We start from the raw sequence: 25,036 nt of genomic DNA, 5'->3' as shown, positions 1-25,036 counted from the left end.
GTGTACCCGTTTCGCGGGTGGCCGGGGCCCGGAGGTGCTGCTGTCACTCTTGCCGTAGCAAAGAACGGGCGATTATGGCCGAAGCAGCGACCCTGGTCAAAGCCGGGTCAGGGGGCGGAGCGCTCCCTGCGGGTGGCGTCGATGCGGGCGCGCAGCGCCCGCACGCGCTCGGACGTGGCCTGGTAGTCGGCTCGCGCCTGGGGGTCGGCCGCTGCCGCGGGCGCCAGCGCCGTCTGGTGGGCTTCCAGGGCCTGCAGCAGCTTCCCGTCGAGCAGCAGGCGCAGGTCGGCGAGACCGGCGCCCAGGTCGTCGGACTCGTCGAAGCCCACCGCGGCCAGCGCCGGGCCCAACTCGGCGTCGTCGACCAGCGCGGTGCGCACGGCCGCCCAGGGCCGCGGTCCGTGCTCGACGATGTCGCGCTCGAGCCAGGCGACGAGATCGCCGTGCGGCGCAGGCAGGGCATGAAGCAGGGCGTGGTCTTCCACCGTGAGGCTGTCCCACCACGACGGCTGGGTCAGCAGCAGGTGGACGATGCGGTCCTCGGGTCGGCGCGGCGCCCGGCGGCTGGCGGCGAAGGTGCCGGGTCGGCGCGCCGGAGCGGGGCCGGGCGGTGCCGCCGGGCCGGGCCGGTCGCGCCCCGCCGGCCCCGCCGCGGCCATCCACTGGGCTGCGAGCTCGGCCTCCGGCAGCGTCGCTGCACGCGCCAGCTCGGTGAGCATCTGGCGTCGGAAGGCGCCGTCCGGCAGGGCGGTCCACAGCGGGCGGGCCTGGCTCAGGAAGCGGGCCCGGCCCTCGGGCGTGCCCATGTCGCAACCGTCGCGCGCCACGTCGACCATCTGGCGCGACAGCGGTACCGCCTGGGCCACGGCCCGCTCGAAGGCGGCAGCGCCCTCGGCCCGCACGAACGAGTCGGGGTCGTGCTCGGGCGGCAGGAACAGGAAGCGCACCGTACGCAGGTCGGACGCATGGGGCAGGGCGGCTTCGAGCGCCCGCGTGGCGGCGCGGCGGCCGGCGGCGTCGCCGTCGAAGCTGAAGACCACCGAGTCGGTGAAGCGAAACAGCTTGCGCACGTGCTCCTCGGTGCAGGCCGTGCCCAGCGTGGCCACCGCGTTGTCGAATCCCATCTGGGCCAGCGCCACCACGTCCATGTAGCCCTCGACCACGAGCGCATAGCCACGGGCGCGGATGCCGGCGCGGCCCTCGTGCAGGCCGTAGAGCTCGCGTCCCTTGACGAACACCGGCGTCTCGGGCGAGTTGAGGTACTTGGGCTCGCCCTTGTCCAGCACGCGTCCGCCGAAGCCGATCACCTCGCCCTGCACCGAGCGGATCGGGAACATCACGCGGTCGCGGAAGCGGTCGTAGCGGCGGGCGTCCTCGCCGGCGTCGCCCTGCACGATCACGAGGCCCGCCTCGGCCAGCATCGGGTCGTCGTAGTGCGCGAAGGCGCTGGCCAGCGAATGCCAGCCGTCCGGTGCGTAGCCCAGGCCGAAGCGGGCCGCGATCTCCCCCGTCAGGCCGCGGCCCTTGAGGTAGGCCACGGCGCGCGGGCTGCCCTTGAGCTGCACGCGGTAGTGCTGCGCGGCCCGCGCCAGTACCTCGGTCAGGCTGGACTGACGCGCCTTGGTGGCCGCCTCGGCCCGCCGCTCGTCCTCGGTGCGGGTGTCGTCGGGCACCGCCAGGCCGACCTGCTGGGCCAGCTCGGTGACGGCGTCGCGAAAGCTCGCGCCGGTGTGTTCGGTCAGGAACCGGATGGCGTCGCCCGACGCGCCGCAACCGAAGCAGTAATAGAACTGCTTGCTCGGGCTGACCGAGAAGCTGGGCGACTTCTCGCCGTGGAAGGGGCACAGCCCCATCAGGTTGGCGCCGCCCTTCTTCAGCTGCACGTGGCGGCCCACGACGTCGACGATGTCGACGCGGGTCAGCAGTTCGGCGATGAAACCCGGTGGAATCACCGGCGGGAGTCTATCGAAGCGACCTGCCGGGGCGGGCCGTGCACAGCGTCACACCCACGCGGGCAGGCCGCTGCCTACACTGCGCCGCGATCTGCCGGCCAACGGCCGGCGCCTTCGACCCGACATGACCCTGCCTGCCCTCGCGCCCTGCGTCCTGGCCGTCGCCCTGTGGCTGACGACCGGCGGGGCCGTTGCCCAGACGGCCCCGCCGGTCGCTCCGGCGCCGGCCGCATCGTCGGCCGCCGACCGCGCCGCACGCGACGCCGACAAGGTGTTCCGGATGATCCTGATGCATGCCGACAAGCCGCGGCGTGCGGCGCGGGACGATCGCGTCTCACCGGCATCGCAGGCCGCAGCCACTTCACTCGCGCCACCAAGTGCAGTGCCGACTCCGGCGGCCACATCGGTGTCGTCTGCGCCGGTCGTGTCCACGATCAGTGCCGAGGCGGCGGCCCGGGTGGCGTTGCCCGCCCGAACGGATACCGATCTGCCTGTGGCTACCGTGCCGCCGGCCGTGATCACAGCGCCAGCCCTGCCGTCGCTGCAGGCGGTGCCGGTACCGGCCGCCGTGCGGGCGCCCCCTGCCGCTGCCCGGCTGGAGCTGGTAAGCAGCGTCGAGCCGGACTTTCCGCAGCGGCTGCTGCGCACGCTCGGCCCCGGCTCGGTAGTGGTCGAGTTCGAGGTCGCGGCGGACGGCACGGTGTCTCGCGCCGTGGTCGCGCGCAGCCCCCACCGCGGTCTGCATGCGGCGGCCGTCGCAGCGGTGTCGGCGTGGCGCTTCAAGCCGCCCGGTGCAACGACGCCCGGCGTGGCCGAACTGAAGTTCGAGTAGCGCCCGCCTAGACGGCGAAGTCGGACAGCTTGCGCCCGGCGGCCAGGGCCGCCTTGAGCCAGCGCGGCTGCAGCCCGCGGCCCGACCAGGTGTCGCCGGTGGCCTTGTCGCGGTACTTTGGCGCCACCTTGGACGGGCTGCCGCGGGCCGCCTTGGGCTTGCCGCCGGCGAGGTCCTTGGCGGTCAGGCCGTACTGCGACATCAGCGCCTTGACCTGGGCGATGGCGGCGTCGCGCGCCTCGCGTTGGGCCTGGGCGATCTGGCGTTCGAGATCGGCTTCCTGTTCCCGCAGCTGGGCTTTCTGGGCGAGCAGGGTTTCGAGTTTGTTCATCGTCGCGCCTCGTGTTTTGGCAAGGCGCGAATTTAACGCCGAAACCGCGCTCGATTACTTGTAGCCGACCCGATCGAGTATCTGCTGCACTCTGACCTGATTCAGGCCGACCACCGACACGGGAATCGTCTCGGCCTTGAAATCCCCCAGGGCCCGCAACGCAGGATTGGCGATCTTCACCTGGGGCACCACCGGCCATTCGTTGTTGCCGTCGGCGAAATAGGCCTGGGCCTGGTCACTCGAAAGATATTCCAGGAACGCCACCGCGGCGTCGCGATTGCGGCTGTGGCGGGCAATACCAGCGCCCGCGATATTCACGTGCGTTCCGGCATCGGCCTGGTTCGGAAACACCACGCCCACCTTGTCCATGGCGGCGCGGTCCTCGGGTTTGGCCGAGCGCATCAGGCGCGCCACGTAATAAGAATTGGCCAGGGCCACGCCGCATTCCCCGCTGGCGGTGGCGAGTATCTGATCGGTATCGCCACCCTTGGGGCTGCGCGCCATGTTGGACACCAGCCCGGCCATCCAGGCCTCGGCCTTCTGCGGCCCCAGGTGTTCCATCATGGCGCCGAACAGGGACAGGTTGTACGGGTGCGAGCCCGAGCGGGTGCACAGCTTGCCCTTGAGCTTCGGGTCGGCTAGCTTCTGGTAGGTGTCGACGTCACCGCGCTGCACGGCGGCCTTGTTGTAGACGACCACCCGGGCGCGGGTGGAAAAACCGAACCACTGCGCTCCCTGGCCGGCGTCCTTGCCGCGCAGGGTGGCGGGGATGCGCTGCTCCAGCACCTTGCTGCGCACCGGCTGGAACAGGCCATCGACCTCGGCGCGCCAGAGCCGGGCCGCGTCCACCAGCAGGATCACGTCGGCCGGGCTGGCGCTGCCTTCGGTCTTGAGCCGGGCCAGGATGCCGGCGTCGTCTGCGTCGACCCGGTTGATGCGGATGCCTGTCGCCTTGGTGAAGTTCTCGTACAGGGCTTCGTCGGTCTGGTAGTGCCGTGCCGAGTAGAGGTTGAGCGTCGGGGCCTGGGCCTGGGCCAGGCTGGCGGCCAGGGCCAGCGTGGCGGCAAGGAGGTGGCGGGCGAGGGACATGGCGGGTCGGGGCAGTGATTCGGAGGCCCTCAGCCTACCACAAATGCGAATAATTCGCGTTTGTATCCTTGCACCGGATCAAGCCGCGGGCGGCACGTAGCCGGCGGGCTTGTCGGCGCCGCCGCCGAAGAAGAACTGCTCCATCTGCCGCGCCAGGTACTGGCGCGCCCGGGCATCGGCCAGGTTGAGCCGGTTCTCGTTGACCAGCATCGTCTGGTGCTTCTTCCAGACCTCGAAGGCTTCCTGGCTCACGTTGTCGTAGATCCGCTTGCCGAGCTCGCCCGGGTAGGGCGGATAGACGAGGCCTTCGGCCTCCTTCTTGAGATAGATGCACTGCACCATGCGGGCCATTGCGTCGCTTCCTTGGGTTTACTTGAGGTTCTTGACCAGCACCTGCGAGCGCCGGTCCCAGTTGTACTTGCGCTTGCGCGCCTCGGGCAGCCAGTCCGGGTCCACCGCCTGGAAGCCGCGCTTGATGAACCAGTGCATCGTGCGAGTGGTCAGCACGAAGATGCTGGACAGGCCCTGCGCACGGGCGCGCTGCTCCACGCGCTTGAGGATGCGCTCGCCGTCGCCCTGGCCCTGCACGTTCGGGCTCACGGTCAGCGCGGCCATCTCGGCGGTGCCGGCCTCGGGGTAGGGGTAGAGCGCGGCGCAGCCGAAGATCACGCCGTCGTGCTCGATCACGGTGTAGTTGGCGATGTCGCGCTCGATCTCGGTGCGCTCGCGGCGCACCAGCGTGCCGTCGCGCTCGAACGGCTCGATCAGCTGCAGGATGCCGCCGACGTCGTCGCTGGTGGCCTCGCGCAGGCTCTCCAGCTTTTCGTCGACCACCATCGTGCCGATGCCGTCGTGGGTGTAGACCTCCTGCAGCAGCGCGCCGTCCACCGCGAAGGGCAGGATGTGCGAGCGCTCCACGCCCTCGCGGCACGCGCGCACGCAGTGGCGCAGGTAGAAGGCCACGTCGGTCGGCCGGGCCGGCTCGCCCAGCCGGCCCAGCAGGCGCTCGGCGTCGGCCAGCGCGAGTTCGGTGTCGATGCCGCTGTCGGGGTCGTCCGGCTGCTCGCGCACGCCCGGCACCTCGGTCAGGAAGATCAGCTTGTCGGCCTGCAGCGCGATCGCGGTGGACGTGGCCACATCCTCCATCGCCAGGTTGAAGGCCTCGCCGGTGGGCGAGAAGCCGAAGGGCGACAGCAGCACCACCGCGCCGGTGTTGATGGCCAGCTTGACCGACGCGGCGTCCACGCGGCGCACCACGCCGCTGTGCATGAAGTCCACGCCATCGACGATGCCCACCGGGCGCGCGGTCAGGAAGTTGCCCGACACCACGCGCACGGTGGCATTGGCCATCGGCGTGTTCGGCAGCCCCTGCGAGAACGCGGCCTCGATCTCGAAGCGCAGCTGCCCGGCGGCCTCCTGGGCGCAGTCCAGCGCCACGGCGTCGGTGATGCGCATGCCGTGGCTGAAGCGCTCGGGGTGGCCCTTGGCGCGCAGCTGTTCGCTCACCTGCGGCCGGAAGCCGTGCACCAGGATCAGCTTGATGCCCATCGCGTGCAGGATCGCCAGGTCCTGCACGAAGGCCGTCAGCTTGCCCGCGGCGATGCCTTCGCCGGCCATCGCCACCACGAAGGTCTTGCCGCGGTAGGCGTGGATGTAGGGCGCGACCGAGCGAAACCAGGGCACGAAGGTGTGCGGGAAGACGACGGCGGCCGGCATGTTCATCGGGGCAAATTGTGCCCCACCCCTTGTCCGTCCGTTGACGCGGCCTCGTGGCGAACGCACGATCACCGCCTTCCCGCCGCCCCAAGGAGCGATCGCATGAACCCCTACGAGACCCATGGCGCCTTCAGCTGGTCCGAGCTGATGACCAGCGACCCGGCGGCCGCCGGCCGCTTCTACGGCCCGCTGTTCGGCTGGTCCACCGAGGTCAACGACATGGGCACCGGCCCGTACCATGTGATCAAGCTGGGCGACACGGCCATCGGCGGCATCATGGGCAAGCCGCCGGGTGCGCCCGAGGGCATGCCGTCGATCTGGGGCTGCTACGTCACGGTCAAGGACCTGGACCGCACGGTGGCCCAGGCCCGTGAGCTGGGCGGCGCGGTGCTGATGGAGCCGATGGACGTCAAGGGCGTCGGCCGCATGGCCGTGATCGCCGATCCGCAGGGTGCGGCGCTGTCGGTGATCCAGTACGCGATGTGACCCGCCGGCCCGGGTGCGGATAATCCGCGCCCCGTGCCTGCCCCCGTCATCACCTTCCCCGAATCGCTGCCCGTCTCGGCGCGGCGCGACGAGATCGCGCGCGCCATCGCCGCGCATCCGGTGGTGGTGGTGTGCGGCGAGACCGGTTCGGGCAAGACGACGCAACTGCCGAAGATCGCGCTCGCGCTCGGCCGCGGGCGGCTGCACGGCGGCGGGCTGATCGGCCACACGCAGCCGCGCCGCATCGCGGCGTCCAGCGTGGCGCAGCGCATCGCCACCGAACTGAACACGCCGCTGGGCGAGGTGGTGGGCTACAAGGTCCGCTTCAACGACCGGCTGCAGCCCGGCGCGTCGGTCAAGCTGATGACCGACGGCATCCTGCTGGCCGAGACGCAGAGCGACCCGCTGCTGCGCGCCTACGACACGATCATCATCGACGAGGCGCACGAGCGCTCGCTCAACATCGATTTCCTGCTCGGGCACCTGCGCCAGATCCTGCCGCGCCGGCCCGACCTGAAGGTCGTCGTCACCTCGGCCACGATCGACGCCGAGCGCTTCGCGACCCACTTCGCCGGGCCGCAGGGGCCGGCGCCGGTGATCCAGGTGTCGGGCCGCACCTACCCGGTGGAGCAGCGCTGGCGCCCGTTCGAGGAGTCGAAGGACCGCGATCTGCACGTGGCCATCGCCGACGCGGTGGACGAACTCTGGCGCGGCGGCGCGGCCGGCGACGTGCTGGTGTTCCTGCCCGGCGAGCGCGAGATCCGCGAGGCGGCGGACCATCTGCGCAAGCACCTGTCGCACGACCCGCGGCGGCGCCACGCCGAGATCCTGCCGCTGTTCGCGCGCCTTTCGGCGGCCGAGCAGGACCGCGTGTTCGCGCCGCACGGTGCGCCGCGCATCGTGCTGGCCACCAACGTGGCCGAGACCTCGCTCACGGTGCCCGGCATCCGCTACGTGATCGACCCCGGGCTGGCGCGCGTCAAGCGCTACAGCTACCGCAGCAAGGTCGAGCAGCTGCAGGTGGAGGCGATCAGCCAAGCCGCGGCCAACCAGCGCGCCGGCCGCTGCGGCCGCGTGGCCGACGGCGTGTGCATCCGCCTGTACGACGAGAAGGACTTCGCCGGCCGGCCGCGCTTCACCGACCCCGAGATCCTGCGCTCGTCGCTGGCCGGCGTGATCCTGCGCATGAAGTCGCTCGGCCTGGGCGACGTGGAGGCCTTTCCCTTCCTCGAGCCGCCGCCGCGCAAGGCCATCGCCGACGGCTACGCGCTGCTGGGCGAACTGGGCGCGGTGGACGACGCCAACGAGCTGACACCGATCGGACGCGAGCTGGCCCGCCTGCCGCTGGACCCGCGCGTGGGCCGCATGATCCTGGCCGCGCGCGAGCAGCAGGCGCTGGCCGAGGTGCTGGTGATCGCCGCCGCGCTGTCGGGCCAGGACGTGCGCGACCGGCCGCTCGACCAGCAGCAGGCCGCCGACCAGAAGCACAAGCCCTTTGACGACGAGAAGTCCGAGTTCATGGGCACGCTGCGCCTGTGGCAGTGGATCGAGGAAGGCCGCGGCCAGCACGGCCACCGCCCGGGGACCGGCCCCGCGGACTCGCACAAGCTGTCCAACCGGCAGCAGGAACAGCGCCTGCGCGACCACTTCATCTCGGCGCGCCGCGTGCGCGAGTGGCGCGACATCCACTCGCAGCTGCTCACGGTGGTGGCCGAGCATGGCTGGCGCCTGAACACGGCGCCGGCCACCTACGAGCAGGTGCACCTGGCGCTGATGGCCGGCCTGCTGGGCAACGTCGGCTGCAAGGCCGACGACGACGACTGGTACCTGGGCGCGCGCGGCATCAAGTTCTGGCGCCATCCGGGCGCGAACCTGTCGAAGAAGCCGGGGCGCTGGCTGGTGGCCGCCGAACTGGTGGAGACCACGCGCCTGTTCGGCCGCGGCCTCGCGTCGATCGAGCCGGCGTGGATCGAGCGCGTGGGCGGCCACCTGCTCAAGCGCCAGCTGCTCGAGCCGCACTGGGAGAAGAAGGCCGGCGAGGTGGTGGCGCTGGAACGCGCCACGCTCTACGGCATCGTGGTCTACAGCGGCCGCCGCACCGCCTACGGCACCATCGACCCGGTGGCCGCGCGCGAGATCTTCATCCGCGAGGCGCTGGTGGCCGGCGAGTGGGACGCGAAGTGGCCGTTCCTCGCGCACAACGCGCGCCAGATCCGCGAGGTGCAGGCGCTGGAGCACAAGTCGCGGCGGCAGGACGTGCTGGTGGACGACGAACTGATCCACGGCTTCTACGACAGCCAGATCCCGGCCGACGTGGTCGGCGCGTCGAGCTTCGAGCGCTGGTACCGCAAGGCGGGCCGGGACGACCCCAAGCTGCTGCACCTGACGCGCGACGCGCTGATGCGCCACGAGGCCGCCGGCGTGACCACCGCGGCCTACCCGCGCACCATCCGCCTGGGCGGCATCGACTGCGCGGTGGACTACCTGCACGAGCCCGGCGACGCGCGCGACGGCATGACGGTGACGGTGCCGGTGTATGCGCTCAACCAGGTCAGCGACGACCGCTGCGAATGGCTCGTGCCGGGCATGCTGGCGGCCAAGGTGCAGGCGCTGGTGAAGAGCCTGCCGCAACGGCCGCGCTCGCGCCTCGTGCCGCTGCCGGAGTTCGCGCAGGGCTTCTGCGACAGCGTACCCTTCGGCGACGGCGGGCTGATGGACGTGCTGCTCGCGCGGGTGCGCGACCGCACCCAGCTGCCCGTGGCGCGCGCCGACTTCAAGCTCGAGACGCTGTCGCCGCACCTGTTCATGAACCTGCGCGTGGTGGACGAGCATGGGCGCCAGCTCGGCATGGGCCGCAACCTCGCGGCGCTGAAGGCCGAGCTGGGCGCGCAGGCTCGTGGCGCGTTCCAGGCGCTGGCGGCGCTGAAGCTGCAGCAGGCGGCGCCCGGGCCCGGCTCGGCCCGGCCGGCAGCCGACGCGGCCGGCCCGTCCGGATCGAGGGCCGCGAAGGCCACCCCGCAGGCCGCATCCCCCCCGCCCGGTGCGACGAAGGCGCCGCCGCCGTCGGCCGCACCGGCGCCGATCACCGACTGGACCTTCGGCGAGCTGCCCGAGCTGATGGAGCTGCGCAAGGCCGGCCAGGTGCTGGTGGGCTTCCCGGCCCTGGTGGACCGCGGCACGTATGTGGAGATCGAGGTCTTCGACGAGCCCGAGGTGGCGGCGGCGCGGCACCGCGCCGGACTGCGCCGGCTGTTCGCGCTGCAGCTGCGCGAGCCGCTGAAGTACCTGGAAAAGAACATCCCGGACCTGCAGCGCCTGGGTGCGCAGTTCATGGGCCTGGGCACGCTGGAGGAGCTGCGCGAGCAGATCGTGGCCGTGGCGCTGGACCGCGCCTTCCTCGCCGACCCGCTGCCCACGGACGCGGCCGCCTTCCGCGCCCGGCTCGAGCAGGGCCGGTCGCGGCTGAACCTGATCGCGCAGGAGGTGGCACGCGCGGTGGGCGCGGTGCTGCAGGAGTACGCCAACGCGACGCGCAAGCTCAAGGACGCCCGGCCGCCGAAGGACGTGGCCGACGATGCCGCGGCCCAGCTGGGGCGCCTGGTCGGGCGCCGCTTCGTGCAGGACACGCCATGGACGGCGTTGGCCCACCTGCCGCGCTACCTGCGCGCGCTGGTGATGCGGCTGGACAAGCTGCGCGCCGACCCCGCGCGCGACGCGCAGCGCCTGGCCGAGTTGCGCCCGCTCGAGCAGCGCTGGCTGCGCCGCGTGGCCGAGCGCAAGGGCGCGCCCGACGCGCGGCTGGACGAGTTCCGCTGGCTGCTGGAGGAGCTGCGCGTCAGCCTGTTCGCGCAGGAGCTGCGCACGCCGCAGCCGGTGAGCGTGAAGCGCCTCGAGAAGGTGTGGGCCCAGCTCGACGGCTGAGCCGCCCCGCAGGGCCGGCGCAACTCAGCGCCGGGCGCGGATGTTCGCCAGCTGCGCCGACGGCGACGCGATGCGGGCGTCGAACGGGTGCGGCGCATTGCCGTAGCGCGCCGTGACCCGACGCACGTACTCGCGCGTCTCCTCGAACGGCGGCACGCCGCGGTGCCGGTCCACCGCACCTTCGCCGGCGTTGTAGGCCGCGGCCACCAGCGACACGTCGCCCTCGTAGTAGGCCAGCAGCCAGCGCAGGTAGGCCAGGCCGCCGCGCAGGTTCTGCTGGGCGTCGAACGCGTTGCGCACGCCGAAGCGGCGCGCCGTCTGCGGGATCAGCTGCATCAGCCCCATCGCCGAGCTGCGCGACACGGCATAGCTGTCGAAGTTGGATTCCACCGCGATGATCGTCAGGGCCAGCTTGGGGTCGACGCGGAACTGCGGCGCGAGGCGCTGCACCAACTGCTCGATGTGCGGCGGCGCCTTCACGGCCACGGTGGGCGCGCTCGTCCCGCCCGACGCGGCAGCCGCGGGCGGCGTTTCCGCGCGCATCATGCAGGCGGGCACCTCGGCCGCTGGCCAGGTCATCGACTGCAGCATGCGGCGCGCCTGCTCGTGGCCCTGCGCGCCTGCGGCATAGAACAGGTAGGCCGCCCAGTCGTCGCGCCGGTCGTCGCCCTTGCCGTGGGTGAACAGCCAGGCCAGCTGGTACTGGGACTCGGCGTCGCCGCGGCGCGCCATGTGGCACAGCTGCGCCACCGCTTGCGGGCTGTTGCGCGCGATCAGCGCCGGGCCGGTCTCGGACAGTGCCGGGGCCGACGCCGCCAGCGGCGCATCCTGCGCTGCGGCCGCACCGGACAGCGCGGCGAGCGCGGCGCCGAGCAGGGCCACGCGGGCCCGGCTGCGACGCGGCAGGGAAAGCATCAGCGCGGCCTCGCCACTTCCAGCAGCCGGTCGAGCCCGCCTTGCTCGATCGACACCATGGCCTGCTCGCGCACGCGCGGCTTGGCGTGGTAGGCCACCGACAGGCCGGCCTCGCCCATCATCGGCAGGTCGTTGGCCCCGTCGCCCACCGCGATGGCCTGGCGCGGGCTGCAGCCCAGGCGCTCGCAGGTCTGCAGCAGCATGCGGCGCTTCTCCGCGCCGTCGCAGATGTCGCCCCAGGGCTGGTCCACCAGGCGGCCGGTGAGGGCGCCGTCGGCCACCTCGAGCACGTTGCTGCGCGTGAAGTCCAGCTGCAGGCGGTCGCGCACGCGGTCGGTGAAGAAGGTGAATCCGCCGGACACGAGCAGCGTGCGCAGCCCGGCCGCGCGGCAGGCGGCCACCAGCGCCTCGGCGCCGGGGTTCAGGCGCAGGCGTTCGCGCCAGACCTGTTCCATCGCGGCCACCGGCACGCCCTTCAGCAGCGCCACGCGGCGGCGCAGGCTGTCCTTGTAGTCGGCGATCTCGCCGCGCATCGCGGCTTCGGTGATGGTCGCCACCTCGGCCTTGCGGCCGGCGGCGTCGGCGATCTCGTCCACGCACTCGATGTTGATCAGCGTCGAGTCCATGTCGAACGCGATCAGGCGGAAGTCGTCCAGCGCCAGCGGCGGCACGACGCCGCGGAGCACGAGACCGGGAGCGAATTCGATGGCGGACAAGGCGGCGCAGGAAGGGGCGGTGGCAGGGACGCGGATTATCCGGGTCCGCGGCCGGTGTTCCAGCCCCGATACTGGCGGGGCGTCGACACAGACACCGACACCGACGCCCGCCTCGAACCGATGACCGCCCCCCACACCCGCTCCACGCTGCCGGCCTGGTTGCGCAGCCTGTGGCCCGCGCCGGTGGTCGTGAGCGGCCGCGAGCGCGGCCGCATGGTGGTGGGTGCGCTGCTGGGCATCCTGGCCACCGCGCTGCTGAGCCACCTGCTGCCCGTGCCGGCGCACCTGACCTGGATCGTGGCGCCGATGGGCGCCAGCGCGGTGCTGCTGTTCTGCCTGCCCGCCAGCCCGCTGGCGCAGCCGTGGCCCGTGGTGGGCGGCAACGCGGTGTCGGCGCTAGTGGGCGTGGCCTGCGCAGCGCTGCTGCCGCAGCCGGACCTGGCCGCCGCCGCGGCCGTGGGCCTGGCCATCGGCGCCATGCTGCTGCTGCGCTGCCTGCATCCGCCCGGCGGCGCGGCGGCGCTGCTGATGGCGGTGAACGGTGTCACCGACCCGGCCGCTGCGCTGTCGCCGGTGCTGGCCAACGCCGTGCTGCTGACGCTGGCGGCCTGGGCCTGGCACAGCGCGACGCGCCACCCGTACCCGCACCGGCCGGCCGCGCCGCCCACGGGCCCGGTGACCGAGGAGGACCTCGACGCCGTGCTCGCACGCTACAACCAGGTGCTCGACGTGAGCCGCGACGAGCTGCTGGAACTGGTGGACCGCACCCAGCGCCTGGCGCACCAGCGCCGTCTGTCGCGCACCCGCTGCGACGACGTGATGACACGCGACGTGGACACGGTGGAGTACGGCACGCCCCTACAGGACGCCTGGGCGCTGCTGCGCCGCAAGCACCTGAAGACGCTGCCCGTGGTGGACCGCGCGCGCCACGTGGTGGGCATCGTCACGCTGACCGACTTCCTGCGCGGTGCCGGCGTCGACGAGCCGCCCGACGCAGGCACCCTGGGCCGGCGCATGGCGCGCTGGCTCGCACCGTCGCCCGGCACCCACAGCGACAAGCCGGACGTGGTGGGCCAGATCATGACGCGCAAGGTGCGCGTGACCCGGCCGCACCGCACGCTGTCCGACCTGGTGCTGCTGTTCGGCAGCACCGGCCACCGCCACATCCCCGTGGTGGGCGACGACGGCAAGCTGCTGGGCATGGTGACCCAGTCGGACGTGGTGGCCGCGCTGCGGCTGGTGGAGGCGGTGGACGGCGAGGGCGTCACGCCGCCGGTCGCCTAGCCGGCCGGCGCCTTCGGCGGCCCCAGCGCCCGCAGCACGTCGCGCACCTGCTGCGCCCGCGCGGGCGCGTCGGGCAGCTCGCGCTCGATGCGCAGCTTGTCGTTGCCGGCCAGCTTGACATGCCGGTTCTTCTGCACGAGCGCGATGATGGCCGCGGCGTCCACCGGCGGGTTGGGGCGGAAGGCGATCACGGTCAGGCGCGGGCCGGCGTCCACCTTGGTCACGCCGTAGGGGCGCGCCAGCACGCGCAGGCGGTGCGTGTCGAACAGGGTCTGTCCCTGCGGCGGCAGCTTGCCGAAGCGGTCCGTCACCTCTTCCAGCAGGGTGTCGATGCGCTCGGGCGTGTCGGCGGTGGCCAGGCGCTTGTACAGCGACAGGCGGGTGTGCACGTCACCGCAGTAGGCGTCGGGCAGCAGCGCCGGCGCATGCAGGTTGATCTCGGTGGTGGTGCCGAACAGGCCGCCCAGCGGGCTCAGCAGGTCGGGCTCGTGGCCGGCCTTCAGCGCGCGCACCGCCTCGGCCAGCATGTCGTTGTAGAGCTGGAAGCCCACCTCCATCATGTTGCCGCTCTGGTGCTCGCCGAGCACCTCGCCCGCGCCGCGGATCTCCAGGTCGTGCATCGCCAGGTAGAAGCCGCTGCCAAGCTCCTCCATCTGCTGGATCGCCTCCAGCCGCTGCCCGGCCTGCTTGGTCAGGCCTTCCACGTCGGGCACCAGCAGGTAGGCATAGGCCTGGTGGTGCGAGCGGCCGACGCGGCCGCGCAGCTGGTGCAGCTGCGCCAGGCCGAACTTGTCGGCTCGGCTGATCACGATGGTGTTGGCCGTGGGCACGTCGATGCCGGTCTCGATGATGGTGGAACACAGCAGCACGTTGTGGCGCTGCGCGATGAACTCGCGCATCACGCGTTCCAGCTCGCGCTCGGGCATCTGGCCGTGCGCCACGGCGATGCGCGCCTCGGGCAGCAGCGCGGCCAGGGTGTCGCGCCGGTGCTCGATGGTCTCCACCTCGTTGTGCAGGAAGTACACCTGCCCGCCGCGCTTCAGTTCGCGCAGCACCGCCTCGCGGATGGTGCCGCTGCCTTCGTTGCGCACGAAAGTCTTGATCGCCAGCCGGCGCTGCGGCGCGGTGGCGATGACCGACAGGTCGCGCAGGCCTTCCAGCGCCATGCCCAGCGTGCGCGGGATCGGCGTGGCGGTCAGCGTCAGCACGTCCACCTCGGCGCGCAGCGCCTTGATGGCTTCCTTGTGGCGCACGCCGAAGCGGTGCTCCTCGTCGATCACCAGCAGGCCCAGGCGCTCGAACTTCACGTCCGGCGACAGCAGCTTGTGGGTGCCGACCACGATGTCGATCGCGCCGGCGGCCAGCCCCTCCAGAGCGGCCTTCACCTCCTTGGGCGTGCGAAAGCGCGACAGCTCGGCCACCTTCACCGGCCAGGGGCCGAAGCGGTCGACGATGGTCTGGTAGTGCTGCTCGGCCAGCAGCGTGGTGGGCGCCAGGATCGCCACCTGCTTGCCGCCCATCACCGCCACGAACGCGGCGCGCAGCGCGACCTCGGTCTTGCCGAAGCCCACGTCGCCGCACACCAGGCGGTCCATCGGCCTGGGGCTCACCAGGTCCTGGATCACGGCGTGGATGGCGGCGCGCTGGTCGGCCGTCTCCTCGAATCCGAAGCTGGCGGCAAAGGCCTCGTAGTCGTGCGCCGAGTAGCGGTGGGCATGGCCCTGGCGCGCCTCGCGCCGCGCATACAGCGCCAGCAGCTCGGCCGCGGTGTCGCGCACCTGCTCGGCGGCCTTGCGGCGCGCCTTCTCCCACTGGCCCGAGCCCAGCCTGTGCAGCGGTGCCTCGTCGGCCGACACGCCGGTGTAGCGGCCGATCAGGTGCAGCTGCGACACCGGCACGTACAGCGTGGCGGCGTCGGCGTACTCCAGGTGCAGGAACTCGCTGGGGCCTCCGTCCTGCCCGTTCGCCAGGTCGATGTTGATCAGCCCGCGGTAGCGCCCGATGCCGTGGTTCACGTGCACCACCGGGTCGCCCACCTTCAGCTCCGACAGGTCCTTGATCAGCGCGTCGACGTCGCTGATCTGCTCCTGCTTGCGGCGGCGCCGCGCACTCGGCGCGGTGGCGAACAGCTCGGTCTCGGTGACGAACTGGATCGGCGCCCCGGCGTCGCCGCGCTGCCAGTGGAAGCCCGCCGCCAGCGGCGCCGCCACGATCGCCACCTTCTCGTCGCCGCCCTCGAACTCGGCCAGCGTCGCCACGCTGGGCACCTGGATGCCGTGGTCGCGCAGCAGGTCGAGCAGGCTCTCGCGCCGGCCCTCGCTCTCGGCGGCGATCAGCACCCGCGCCGGCGTGGAGGCGAGGTGCCTTTCCAGCAGCGCCATCGGCTCGGTGGCATTGCGGTCCACCGACAGGTCGGGCAGCGGGCGCGCCCAGTCCACCGGCTCCGCGCCGCGCACCGCCAGCGTGGCGTGCGGCTGGGTCAGGGCGAAGAATTCCTCGGTGCGCAGGAAGATCTCCTCCGGCGCCAGGATCGGCCGATCCGGGTCGTGCTGCAGGAAGCGGTGGCGCTCGCGCGTGTCGGTCCAGAAGCGGCCGAGCGCGGCGTCCACGTCGCCGTGCAGCACCAGCGAGGCGTCGGCGCCGAGGTAGTCGAACAGCGTGGCCGTCTGGTCGAAGAACAGCGGCAGGTAGTACTCGATGCCGGCGGTGGCGATGCCCGCGCCGAGGTCCTTGTAGATGCGGCTCTTGGTCGGGTCGCCCTCGAGCTTCTCGCGCCAGCGCGCGCGGAAGGTGGCGCGCGACGCGTCGTCGAGCGGGAACTCGCGGCCGGGCAGCAGCCGCACCTCGGGCACCGGGTACAGGCTGCGCTGCGAGTCGGGGTCGAAGGTGCGGATCGAGTCGATCTCGTCTCCGAAAAGGTCCACCCGGTAGGGCACGGCCGAGCCCATCGGGAACAGGTCGATCAGGCCGCCGCGCACCGCGTACTCGCCCGGCGACACCACCTGGCTCACGTGCGAGTAGCCGGCCAGCGTGAGCTGGGCCTTGAGCGCGGCCTCGTCGAGCTTGTCCTTCTGGCGGAACTGGAACGTGGTGCCGGCCAGGAACGACGGCGGTGCCAGGCGGGTGAGGGCGGTGGTGGCCGGCAGCAGCACCACGTCCACGTCGCGCACCGACCACAGCCGCCACAGCGTGGCCAGGCGCTCGGAGATCAGGTCCTGGTGCGGGCTGAAGGTGTCGTAGGGCAGCGTCTCCCAGTCGGGGAACTGCGCCACGCGCAGGCCCGGCGCGAAGAAGGGCAGCTCGTCGGCCAGCCGCTGCGCGTCGGCCGGTTCGGCCGTGATGACGGCCACGCGGGCGCCGCGCTGCGCGTGGGTGGCGATCAGCAGGGCGTCGGCCGATCCGACAGGGCGGGGCAGCGTGTAGCGCCTGCCGGGGGCGATGCGGGGCAAGTCCATCGAGGGGGCGAATTCTAGAATCGCGCGATGACAGCACCTGCCGGACCCGCCTGCCACGCCCTCGTGCCCTGTGCCGGCGTGGGCGAACGCGCCGGCGCCGGCGGGCCCAAGCAGTACGCGCGCGTCGCCGGCCGCAGCGTCGTGGGCCACACGCTCGACGCGCTGGCGCGGGTGCCGGGGCTGGCCACGGTGCTGGTGGTGCTGTCGCCGGCCGACACGCAGTTCGAGGCCGCGGTGCCCGGCTTCGGCGGCGTGGCGGTGCGCGTTGGGGGCGCCACGCGCGCGGCCAGCGTGCGCGCCGGGCTGCAGGCGCTGCGCCAGCGGGGCGCGGACGAGGCCGACTGGGTGCTGGTGCACGACGCGGCGCGCTGCCTGGTGCAGCCGGGCTGGGTCGGGCGGCTGATCGACGCCTGCCGCGACGACGACGTGGGCGGCCTGCTCGCGCTGCCGCTGGCCGACACGCTGAAGCAGGCCGACGCGCAATCGCGCTCGGCCGCCACCGTGGACCGGGGCGGCAAGTGGGCGGCGCAGACGCCGCAGATGTTCCGCCTGGGCCTGCTGGCCCGCGCGCTGGACGCGGCCGGCGACGCGGTCACCGACGAGGCCAGCGCGATCGAGGCCCTGGGCCTGGCGCCCCGCCTGGTGCCGGGCGACGCCGACAACTTCAAGCTCACCTGGCCGGAGGACTTCGCGCGTGCCGAGCGCGTGCTCGCGGCCCGCCACTCGGGAGACGGCATGACGAACCTGCGCATCGGCGAAGGCTGGGACGTGCACGCGCTGGTGGCCGGACGGCCGCTGGTGCTGGGCGGCGTGACCGTGCCGCACACCCACGGGCTGGACGGCCACTCCGACGCCGACGCGCTGGCCCATGCGGTCACCGACGCGCTGCTCGGCGCCGCGGGCCTGGGCGACATCGGCCGCCACTTCCCGGACACCGACCCGCGCTTCAAGGGCGCCGACTCGATGGTGCTGCTGGCCGAGGCGGCGCGCCGCGTGCGCGAGGCCGGGCACGACATCGGCAACGTGGACAGCACCGTCGTCGCGCAGGCGCCCAAGCTCGCGCCGCACATCCCGGCCATGCGCGAGCGGCTGGCCGCGGTGCTGGGCCTGCCGGCCGAGCGCGTCAACGTCAAGGCCAAGACGGCCGAGAAGATGGGCCCGGTGGGCGAGCTGAAGGCGATCGAGGCGCGCGCCACCTGCCTGCTGGTACGGCGCTGACGACGCAGGCCGTGCGTAGGCGCGCGGCCGCCGGGCGCCGCCTCAGGGCACCCGCTTGAGCCGGATGTGCGCGAGCAGCCCGCCGTCGGGCGCGTTGTCGATGTCGAACTGGCCGCCCATGCGCTGCATGGCCTTTTCCACGATGGCCAGGCCCAGGCCGGCGCCGGTGGCCGCGGTGCGGGCCGCGTCGCCGCGGTAGAAGGGCGTCGTCAACTGGGCCAGCTTCTCGGGCGCCACGCCGGGGCCGTGGTCGCGCACGCTGACGATCACCCAGGGCCCGGAGCGCGCGTAGGTCACGTGCACCACCGCGATGCCGGTGTCGATGCTGCGGCCGTAGCGGCGCGCGTTCTCGAACAGGTTGCCGAACACGCGGCCGAGCTCGATCTCGTCGGCCAGCACGCGGATGTCGATCGCCAGCCGCGACAGGATGCGGATCTCGCGCGGGTCGCGGAAGGTGGCGGCTTCCTTGTCGACGAGCTGCGCCAGGTTCACCGGCACCAGCTTGGCCTCGCCCGGGCGGGCGTAGTCCATGAACTTGTCGATGATCGCGTCGAGCTGGTCGATGTCCAGCGCCATGTTGCGCTGGGCCTCGGGGTCGGCCACGCTCATCTCCACCTCGAGCCGCAGCCGCGCCAGCGGCGTGCGCAGGTCGTGGCTGATGCCCGCCAGCATCACGGCGCGGTCCTCCTCCACCTTGGCCAGCTCGCGCGCCATGCGGTTGAAGCCCATGTTGACCTCGCGGATCTCGCTGGTCAGCGTGTTCTCGTCGAGCACGGAATCGAACTCGCCCTCGCGGATGCGGCTGGCGGCGAAGCTGAGCTGGCGCAGCGGCTGGTTGATCAGCCGCGCGATGGCGATCGAGCCGATCAGCGTGGCCACCAGCGCGATGCCGACCCACACGAACCAGGTGCCCGGCGTCAGCGGCACCACGCGCGCGGCGTCGGCCTGCAGCCAGAACGCGTCCTTGTCGATGTTGAAGCCGACCCACAGGCCGGGCTGGCCGTTCACGGTGCGCGCCAGCACGGTGCCGGGCTCCAGCCGCGAACGCAGGTCGGCGCCGATGCTGCGGGTGAAGCGGTCCACCTCGAACGGCTCCCAGCGGTCGCCGGGCTCGCGCGGCAGCACGCGGATCGCCTCCTGGTCGGTCATCGTCTTGACGACCGACACGCGGTTGATGCCGTCGGTGTACTGCAGCGCCGCGCGCGACAGGTTCACCAGGCTGGCGATCTGCTGCGCGGCCTGCACCGCGCGCGGCTCCAGTTCCAGCGCGCGCAGCGTCTGCACCCACGCGAAGATGCCCGCGCCCAGCAGCAGCGCGAGCAGGAAGAAGGTGCGCGAGAACAGCGACAGGCCGAGGACGGGGCGCGATGCCATGGCGAGCGACTATGCCCCAGGGCTCAGGAGCGCCCGAGCAGGGCGTGGCCGAGCGCACACGCCCGGGCGTGAGATGCGGCACGGCGCCGCGCCGCGGCGCCTTCCCGGCATGGCGTGCTCAGTTGGCGCCGTCCGGCACGAACACGTAGCCCACGCCCCACACGGTCTGGATGTAGCGCGGCTGGGACGGGTCGGGCTCGATCATCTTGCGCAGGCGCGAGATCTGCACGTCCAGGCTGCGGTCGAAGGGCTCGAACTCGCGGCCGCGCGCCAGCTGCGCCAGCTTGTCGCGCGACAGCGGCTGGCGCGGGTGCCGCACCAGCGCCTTGAGCATCGAGAACTCGCCGGTGGTCAGCGCGATCTGCTCGCCGTCCTTGGTCAGGCGGCGCAGCGACAGGTCGAACTCGAACGGCCCGAAGGTCACCGTCTGCGGCTCCTTGGCCGGGGCGCCCGGGGCTTCCATCGCGGGGCGGCGGCGCAGCACGGCGTGGATGCGCGCCAGCAGCTCGCGCGGGTTGAACGGCTTGGGCAGGTAGTCGTCGGCGCCGACTTCCAGGCCGACGATGCGGTCCACGTCCTCCACCTTGGCCGTCAGCATGATGATCGGCGTGACGTCGTTGGCCGCGCGCAGCCGGCGGCAGATCGACAGGCCGTCCTCGCCCGGCAGCATCAGGTCGAGCACGATCAGGTCGATCGTCTCGCGGGTGAGCAGCCGGTTCAGCGCCTTGGCGTCCTCGGCCAGCAGCACCTCGAAGCCCTCCTGGGTGAGGTAGCGGCGCAGCAGGTCGCGGATGCGCGCGTCGTCGTCGACGACGACCACGCGGTCGGGACGGGCTTGGGCAGGTGCGTTCATGAAAGGGCCACTCCGGATTTGTAACTTCGGTCGATGTTACAAGTCGGGGCAGGCCGAAATCGACGGTCTGACCGGCTGTTACAAGTATTGCGCCTCGGGTGGCCTCGTCAACGCCAACTCTTCACGGCGCGCTTTGGGCTGGCGTGGCAAATGCCCGCAGACCCTTCAAGGACCCCTTCATGCACCGATTCCCCGCCCATCCCCGACGCACCCTGGCCCTGCTGGCGGCGGCGGCCCTGGCCCTGCCGGCCGCCGCCCAGCCGGGTGCGCCGGCGCCCGCTGCCGTGGAAGGCCTCGTCAACCTGAGCGCCAGCGCCACCGTGGACGTGGCCAAGGACGTGCTCACCGTGGTGTTCAGCGTCACGCGCGAGGGCGCCGACGCGCAGGCGGTGCAGTCGGGGCTGAAGCAGGCGCTCGATGCGGCGCTGGCCGAGGCGCGCAAGGTGGCGCGGCCCGGCCAGGTGGAGGTGCAGACCGGCCAGTTCTCGCTCTATCCGCGCTACGGCAATCCCACGCCGCGCAGCGCCGGACAGCCTGCCATCACCGGCTGGCAGGGGACGGCCGAGCTGATGGTGCAGGGCAAGGACGTGGCCACCGTGGCCCAGCTCACCGGCCGGGTGCAGACGATGACGATCGCCCGCGTCGGGTACTCGCTGTCGCGCGAGGCGCGCGAGAAGGTGGAAGCCGACGTGCAGGCGCAGGCCGTGGCGCAGTGGCGGGCCCGAGCGGCGCTGCTGGCCCAGCAGTTCGGCTACTCGGGCTACCGGGTGCGCGAGGTGTCGGTGTCGTCCAGCGAGCCCGGCGTCGTGCCGATGATGATGCTGGCGCGCGGCAAGGTGGCGGCGGCGCCGATGGAGGAGTCGCTGCCCACCGAGCCCGGCAAGGCGCAGGTCACCGCCAGCGTCAGCGGCACGGCCCAGATGCTCAAGTGACCGCGCCGGCGGCGCGGGCCGGCGCGGCTACTGCGCCGCCCAGCCGCCGTCCACGTTGAACGCGGCGCCGCGGATGTTGTCCGCGGCCGGCGTGCACAGGAACACCGCCAGTTCGCCCAGCTGCTCTGGCGTGGTGAACTGCAGCGACGGCTGCTTCTCCGACAGCAGGCGCCGCTTGGCCTCGGCGATGTCCACGCCGTCGGCGGCGGCACGCGCGTCGACCTGCTTCTGCACCAGCGGGGTCAGCACCCAGCCCGGGCAGATCGCGTTGACCGTGATGCCGGACGTGGCGGTTTCCAGGGCCACCGACTTGGTGAAGCCCACCAGGCCGTGCTTGGACGCCACGTAGGCACTCTTCTGGGCCGACGCCACGAGGCCGTGGGTCGACGCCACGTTGATGATGCGGCCCCAGTTGCGCTTGCGCATCGCCGGCAGCGCCAGGCGGGTGGTGTGGAAGGCCGAGGTCAGGTTGATCGCGATGATGGCGTCCCAGCGGTCGACCGGGAACGATTCCACCGGCGCCACGTGCTGGATGCCGGCGTTGTTGACCAGGATGTCCAGGCTGCCCATCGAGCGCTCGGCATGGGCGATCATGTCGGCGATCTGTTCGGGCTTGCTCATGTCGGCGGGGTGGTAGCCGACGTCCAGGTCGAAGTCGACGAACTGGGCGCGTGCCGCGTCGACGTCGCCGAAGCCGTTGAGCATGACGCGCGCGCCGTGCAGGGCCAGTGCCCGGGCGATGCCCAGGCCGATGCCGCTGGTCGAGCCGGTGACGAGTGCTGTCTTTCCTGTGAGCATGGCAAATCTCGATGGGGGATTGTTAGCATCGATTATCCGTGGAGAGCTTGAAATTGACTGACGAGCCGCGCCTGTCCTCCGTGCAATGCCTGAGCCCGCGCGGGCTGCACCGAATGGCCTACTGGGAGTGGGGAGACCGCGCCAACCCCCGCGTACTGTTGTGCGTGCATGGCCTCACGCGCCAGGGCCGCGACTTCGACACGCTGGCGCGTGCCCTGTGCGGCCACTACCGGGTGGTGTGCCCCGACGTGGTCGGGCGTGGCCGCTCCGACCGCCTCGCCGACCCGATGGGCTACCAGGTGCCGCAGTACGTGGCCGACATGGTCACGCTGCTGGCGCGCCTGGACGCGCAGACGGTGGACTGGGTCGGCACGTCGATGGGCGGCCTGATCGGCCTGGGGCTGGCGGCGCAGAAGGGCTCGCCGCTGCGGCGGCTCGTGCTCAATGATGTCGGCCCCACGATCGAGCCGGTGGCGCTGCAGCGCATCGGCACCTACCTCGGCATGCCGGTGCGCTGGCCCACGCTGCAGGCCGCCGCCGACGCGATGTGGGCGGTGTCGCAGGGCTTCGGGCCGCACACGCCCGAGCAATGGCTGGCGCTGTCCGAACCCCAGGTGGTGCGCGACGACGACGGCCAGTACCGCCCGCGCTACGACCCGGCGATCGCCGTGCCCTTCGGCGCGATGACGCCCGAACTCGCCCAGGCCGCTCAGGCGCTGCTTTGGCAGGCCTGGGACAGCCTGACGCTGCCCACCCTGCTGATCCGCGGCGCCCAGAGCGACCTGCTGTCGGCCGCCACCGCCCGGGCGATGACCGAGCGCGGCCCCCGCGCCCGTCTCGTGCAGTTCGACGGCGTGGGCCACGCGCCGACGCTGGTGCAGCCCGACCAGGTGGCCGTGGTGAGCGATTTCCTGCGGGCGCCATGAAGACCCTGGGCGCCGTGCGCCCCGACAGTCCGGCGCCGATCGTGGCGCTGACGCAGGAGCACGGCGCGGCCGGGCCGGCCGACGACGGCCAGGCCGCACTGGCCCGCGCCCGGGCGTTCGCCGAGCCGCTGCTGTCACCCCATGCGCTGGACACCGGCGAGAACGCGCTGGCGCACGCCGACGGCGTGGCCGCCGTCCTGGCCGCCATCGGTGCCGCGCCGTCGATGCAGGCCGCGGCCTATCTCGTCTATGCCGGCGACTGGCTGCAGCGCCCGGAGGAGGTGGTGGGCAAGGCCTTCGGCGAGTCGTATGCCGGCCTCGTGGGACACACCCGCAAGCTGGTGCAGATCCAGCGAGCGGCGCGGCGCGCGGTGCCGCTGGACGACGCGCAGGCGCAGGCCGAGCAGACCGAGCGCGTGCGCAAGATGCTGCTGGCCTTCTCGCGCGACCTGCGCGTGGTGCTGCTGCGCCTGGCCTCGCGGCTGCAGACGCTGCGCTGGCATGCCGCGGCGAGGGTCGACTGCCCCGGCGACGTGGCACGCGAGTCGATCCAGGTCTTCGCGCCGCTGGCCAACCGGCTGGGCATCTGGCAGATCAAGTGGGAACTGGAGGACCTCGCCTTCCGCTTCCTGCAGCCCGACGAGTACCGTCGCGTGGCGCGCGGCCTGGACGAAACCCGCGCCCGGCGCGAGGCGGCGGTGGAAGCGTTCCGCGCCACGCTCGACGCCGAGCTGCGCAGTCATGGGCTCAAGGCCGAGGTGCAGGGCCGCCCGAAGCACCTCTACAGCATCTGGCGCAAGATGCAGGGCAAGCATCTGGCGCTCGACCAGGTGATGGACCTGGCCGCGCTGCGCGTGGTGGTGCCCGACGTCGACGCCTGCTACGCAGTGCTGGCGCGCGTGCATGCGCGCTGGGCCCCGGTGGCGGGCGAGTTCGACGACTACATCGCCAAGCCCAAGCCCAACGGCTACCAGTCGCTGCACACGGTGGTGCGCACCGACGAGGGGCGGGCGGTCGAGATCCAGATCCGCACCCGGGCCATGCACGAGCATGCCGAGTTCGGCGTCGCCGCGCACTGGGCCTACAAGGAAGCGGGCGCCAAGGGCTACGCCGGGACCAGCGCCGCCGGCGACGACGAGCAGCGCATCGCCGAGGCGCGCAAGGCCGTGCTGCGCCAGCTGCTGGCCTGGGAGCGCGACTTCGCCAGCGAGCCCGCCGCCGACGCGGCCCGCGCCGACGAGCGCATCTACGTCTTCACGCCCCAGGCCACGGTGGTCGAGCTGGCGGCCGGGTCGACGCCGGTGGACTTCGCCTACGCCGTGCACAGCGACCTCGGTCACCGCTGCCGCGGTGCGCGCGTCGACGGGGTGCTCGTGCCGCTGAACACGCCGCTGTCCAACGGCCAGACGGTCGAGGTGACCACGGCGAAGGAGGGCGGCCCGTCGCTGGACTGGCTCAATCCGGAACTCGGCTACCTCGCCGGGCAGCGCTCGCGCGCCAAGGTGCGGGCCTGGTTCAACGCCCAGGCGCAGCGCGCCACGGTGGCGCGCGGGCGCGAGCTGGTGGAGCGGCTGCTCCAGCGCGAGGGCCGTACCGCCATCGAGCGCGACCAGCTCGCGGCGCAGCTGGGCTTCAAGGGTGCCGACGCGCTGTACGAGGTGGTCGGCAAGGACGAGTTCTCGCTGCGCCACATCGAGCAGCTGCTGCGCCCGGCCGCGCCGGCGCCGGTGGACGAGGCGCCGCTGATCCGGCCCTCGCGCGCGAGTGCCACGCCCTCGCGCGGCGGCGTGCTCGTGGTCGGCGTGGACTCGCTGATGACCAGCCTGGCGCGCTGCTGCCGCCCGGCGCCGCCGGACGAGATCGACGGCTTCGTCACCCGTGGCAAGGGCGTGGCGATCCACCGCCGCAACTGCAGCAACCTGCGCCACATGCGCGAGCGTGCCCCGGACCGCGTGATCGCGGTCGAGTGGGGGCGCAGCGCGGGCGACGCGACGCTGTACCCGATCGACGTCCTGGTCGAGGCGGTGGACCGGCCCAGCCTGCTGCGCGACATCACCGAGGTGTTCGCCCGCGAGAAGGTCAACGTGACCGGCGCGCACACGCAGAGCGTGCGCGGGAGCGCCGGGGCCACCGCCTGGATGACCTTCACCGTGGAAGTGGCCAGCAGCGAGCGCCTGTCGCAGGTGCTGCGCCAGGTGACCCAGGTGTCCGGCGTGCGCAGTGCCCGGCGGCGCTGAC

19 protein-coding genes are annotated in these 25,036 nt (G+C 72.5%); 8 read left to right on the top strand and 11 right to left on the bottom strand.

Translation table 11 applies throughout. The features are described from left to right. Positions 1-107: 107 nt before the first annotated feature. The gene (dnaG, locus tag AC2EAQ_RS01820) at positions 108-1,952 is read right to left on the bottom strand and encodes a DNA primase (protein WP_484639988.1); all 1,845 of its coding nucleotides are present in this window, start codon (positions 1,950-1,952) and stop codon (positions 108-110) included. Positions 1,953-2,076: 124 nt separating this feature from the next. On the opposite strand from dnaG, the gene AC2EAQ_RS01815 reads away from it, so the two are divergent. Beyond that, positions 2,077-2,784, top strand: coding sequence for a TonB family protein (locus AC2EAQ_RS01815; RefSeq protein ID WP_484639987.1), 708 nt, complete (start codon positions 2,077-2,079; stop codon positions 2,782-2,784). 7 nt (positions 2,785-2,791) lie between these two features. Here the strand turns inward: AC2EAQ_RS01815 and AC2EAQ_RS01810 are convergent, their stop codons facing one another. The 4 genes from AC2EAQ_RS01810 to argA form a co-directional block, all read right to left on the bottom strand. Next, positions 2,792-3,115 (bottom strand): H-NS histone family protein, encoded by a 324-nt coding sequence (locus tag AC2EAQ_RS01810; protein WP_484639986.1) that lies wholly within the window; start codon positions 3,113-3,115, stop codon positions 2,792-2,794. A 54-nt stretch (positions 3,116-3,169) separates the two neighbouring features. Beyond that, the gene (locus AC2EAQ_RS01805; RefSeq protein WP_484639985.1) at positions 3,170-4,204 is read right to left on the bottom strand and encodes an extracellular solute-binding protein; all 1,035 of its coding nucleotides are present in this window, start codon (positions 4,202-4,204) and stop codon (positions 3,170-3,172) included. Positions 4,205-4,282: 78 nt separating this feature from the next. Further along, a complete protein-coding gene (locus tag AC2EAQ_RS01800; protein ID WP_484639984.1) occupies positions 4,283-4,555 on the bottom strand; it encodes an oxidative damage protection protein in 273 nt (90 codons plus the stop codon). Positions 4,556-4,573: 18 nt separating this feature from the next. Beyond that, positions 4,574-5,926: an amino-acid N-acetyltransferase gene (gene argA, locus AC2EAQ_RS01795; protein WP_484639983.1), complete on the bottom strand. Its 1,353-nt coding sequence runs from the start codon at positions 5,924-5,926 to the stop codon at positions 4,574-4,576. Between the two features lie 96 nt (positions 5,927-6,022). Here argA and AC2EAQ_RS01790 point away from each other — a divergent pair, with 96 nt between their 5' ends. Then, positions 6,023-6,406 carry a VOC family protein gene (locus AC2EAQ_RS01790; protein WP_484639982.1) on the top strand — a complete coding sequence of 128 codons (384 nt, stop codon included), beginning with the start codon at positions 6,023-6,025 and terminating at the stop codon, positions 6,404-6,406. 33 nt (positions 6,407-6,439) lie between these two features. Next, entirely contained in the window at positions 6,440-10,327 is a 3,888-nt protein-coding gene (gene hrpA, locus AC2EAQ_RS01785) for an ATP-dependent RNA helicase HrpA (RefSeq protein ID WP_484639981.1), read from the top strand. A gap of 24 nt (positions 10,328-10,351) precedes the next feature. Here hrpA and AC2EAQ_RS01780 read toward each other — a convergent pair whose 3' ends face one another. Next, positions 10,352-11,242 (bottom strand): lytic transglycosylase domain-containing protein, encoded by an 891-nt coding sequence (locus tag AC2EAQ_RS01780; RefSeq protein WP_484639980.1) that lies wholly within the window; start codon positions 11,240-11,242, stop codon positions 10,352-10,354. After that, positions 11,242-11,958, bottom strand: a complete 717-nt coding sequence (gene serB / locus AC2EAQ_RS01775) for a phosphoserine phosphatase SerB (RefSeq protein ID WP_484639979.1) — start codon at positions 11,956-11,958, stop codon at positions 11,242-11,244. Before serB ends, AC2EAQ_RS01780 begins: the two co-directional genes overlap by 1 nt. Before the next feature lie 120 nt (positions 11,959-12,078). On the opposite strand from serB, the gene AC2EAQ_RS01770 reads away from it, so the two are divergent. After that, positions 12,079-13,242, top strand: coding sequence for an HPP family protein (locus AC2EAQ_RS01770; RefSeq protein ID WP_484639978.1), 1,164 nt, complete (start codon positions 12,079-12,081; stop codon positions 13,240-13,242). Here the strand turns inward: AC2EAQ_RS01770 and mfd are convergent. Beyond that, the gene (gene mfd, locus AC2EAQ_RS01765) at positions 13,239-16,697 is read right to left on the bottom strand and encodes a transcription-repair coupling factor (protein WP_484639977.1); all 3,459 of its coding nucleotides are present in this window, start codon (positions 16,695-16,697) and stop codon (positions 13,239-13,241) included. The two genes, AC2EAQ_RS01770 and mfd, sit on opposite strands and share 4 nt — an antisense overlap. A 27-nt stretch (positions 16,698-16,724) precedes the next feature. On the opposite strand from mfd, the gene ispD reads away from it, so the two are divergent. Continuing rightward, positions 16,725-17,915, top strand: coding sequence for a 2-C-methyl-D-erythritol 4-phosphate cytidylyltransferase (ispD, locus tag AC2EAQ_RS01760; protein WP_484639974.1), 1,191 nt, complete (start codon positions 16,725-16,727; stop codon positions 17,913-17,915). 42 nt (positions 17,916-17,957) lie between these two features. Here the strand turns inward: ispD and AC2EAQ_RS01755 are convergent, their stop codons facing one another. Both AC2EAQ_RS01755 and ompR read right to left on the bottom strand, forming a co-directional pair. Further along, entirely contained in the window at positions 17,958-19,289 is a 1,332-nt protein-coding gene (locus AC2EAQ_RS01755) for a sensor histidine kinase family protein (RefSeq protein ID WP_484639972.1), read from the bottom strand. Positions 19,290-19,407: 118 nt separating this feature from the next. After that, on the bottom strand, positions 19,408-20,142 hold the full coding sequence (gene ompR, locus AC2EAQ_RS01750) for an osmolarity response regulator transcription factor OmpR (protein WP_484639971.1): 735 nt from the start codon (positions 20,140-20,142) through the stop codon (positions 19,408-19,410). Between the two features lie 179 nt (positions 20,143-20,321). Here ompR and AC2EAQ_RS01745 point away from each other — a divergent pair, with 179 nt between their 5' ends. Further along, a complete protein-coding gene (locus AC2EAQ_RS01745; protein ID WP_484639970.1) occupies positions 20,322-21,074 on the top strand; it encodes an SIMPL domain-containing protein in 753 nt (250 codons plus the stop codon). Positions 21,075-21,101: 27 nt separating this feature from the next. Here the strand turns inward: AC2EAQ_RS01745 and AC2EAQ_RS01740 are convergent, their stop codons facing one another. After that, positions 21,102-21,872, bottom strand: coding sequence for a 3-hydroxybutyrate dehydrogenase (locus AC2EAQ_RS01740; protein ID WP_484639969.1), 771 nt, complete (start codon positions 21,870-21,872; stop codon positions 21,102-21,104). A 113-nt stretch (positions 21,873-21,985) separates the two neighbouring features. Here AC2EAQ_RS01740 and AC2EAQ_RS01735 point away from each other — a divergent pair, with 113 nt between their 5' ends. After that, entirely contained in the window at positions 21,986-22,798 is an 813-nt protein-coding gene (locus AC2EAQ_RS01735; protein WP_484641132.1) for an alpha/beta fold hydrolase, read from the top strand. Further along, positions 22,795-25,035 (top strand): RelA/SpoT family protein, encoded by a 2,241-nt coding sequence (locus tag AC2EAQ_RS01730; RefSeq protein WP_484639968.1) that lies wholly within the window; start codon positions 22,795-22,797, stop codon positions 25,033-25,035. Before AC2EAQ_RS01735 ends, AC2EAQ_RS01730 begins: the two co-directional genes overlap by 4 nt. The last annotated feature ends 1 nt before the right edge of the window (position 25,036 follow it).

Source organism: Aquabacterium sp. T101 (assembly GCF_057219775.1).
This window is presented reverse-complemented; position numbering and strand designations above follow the sequence as displayed.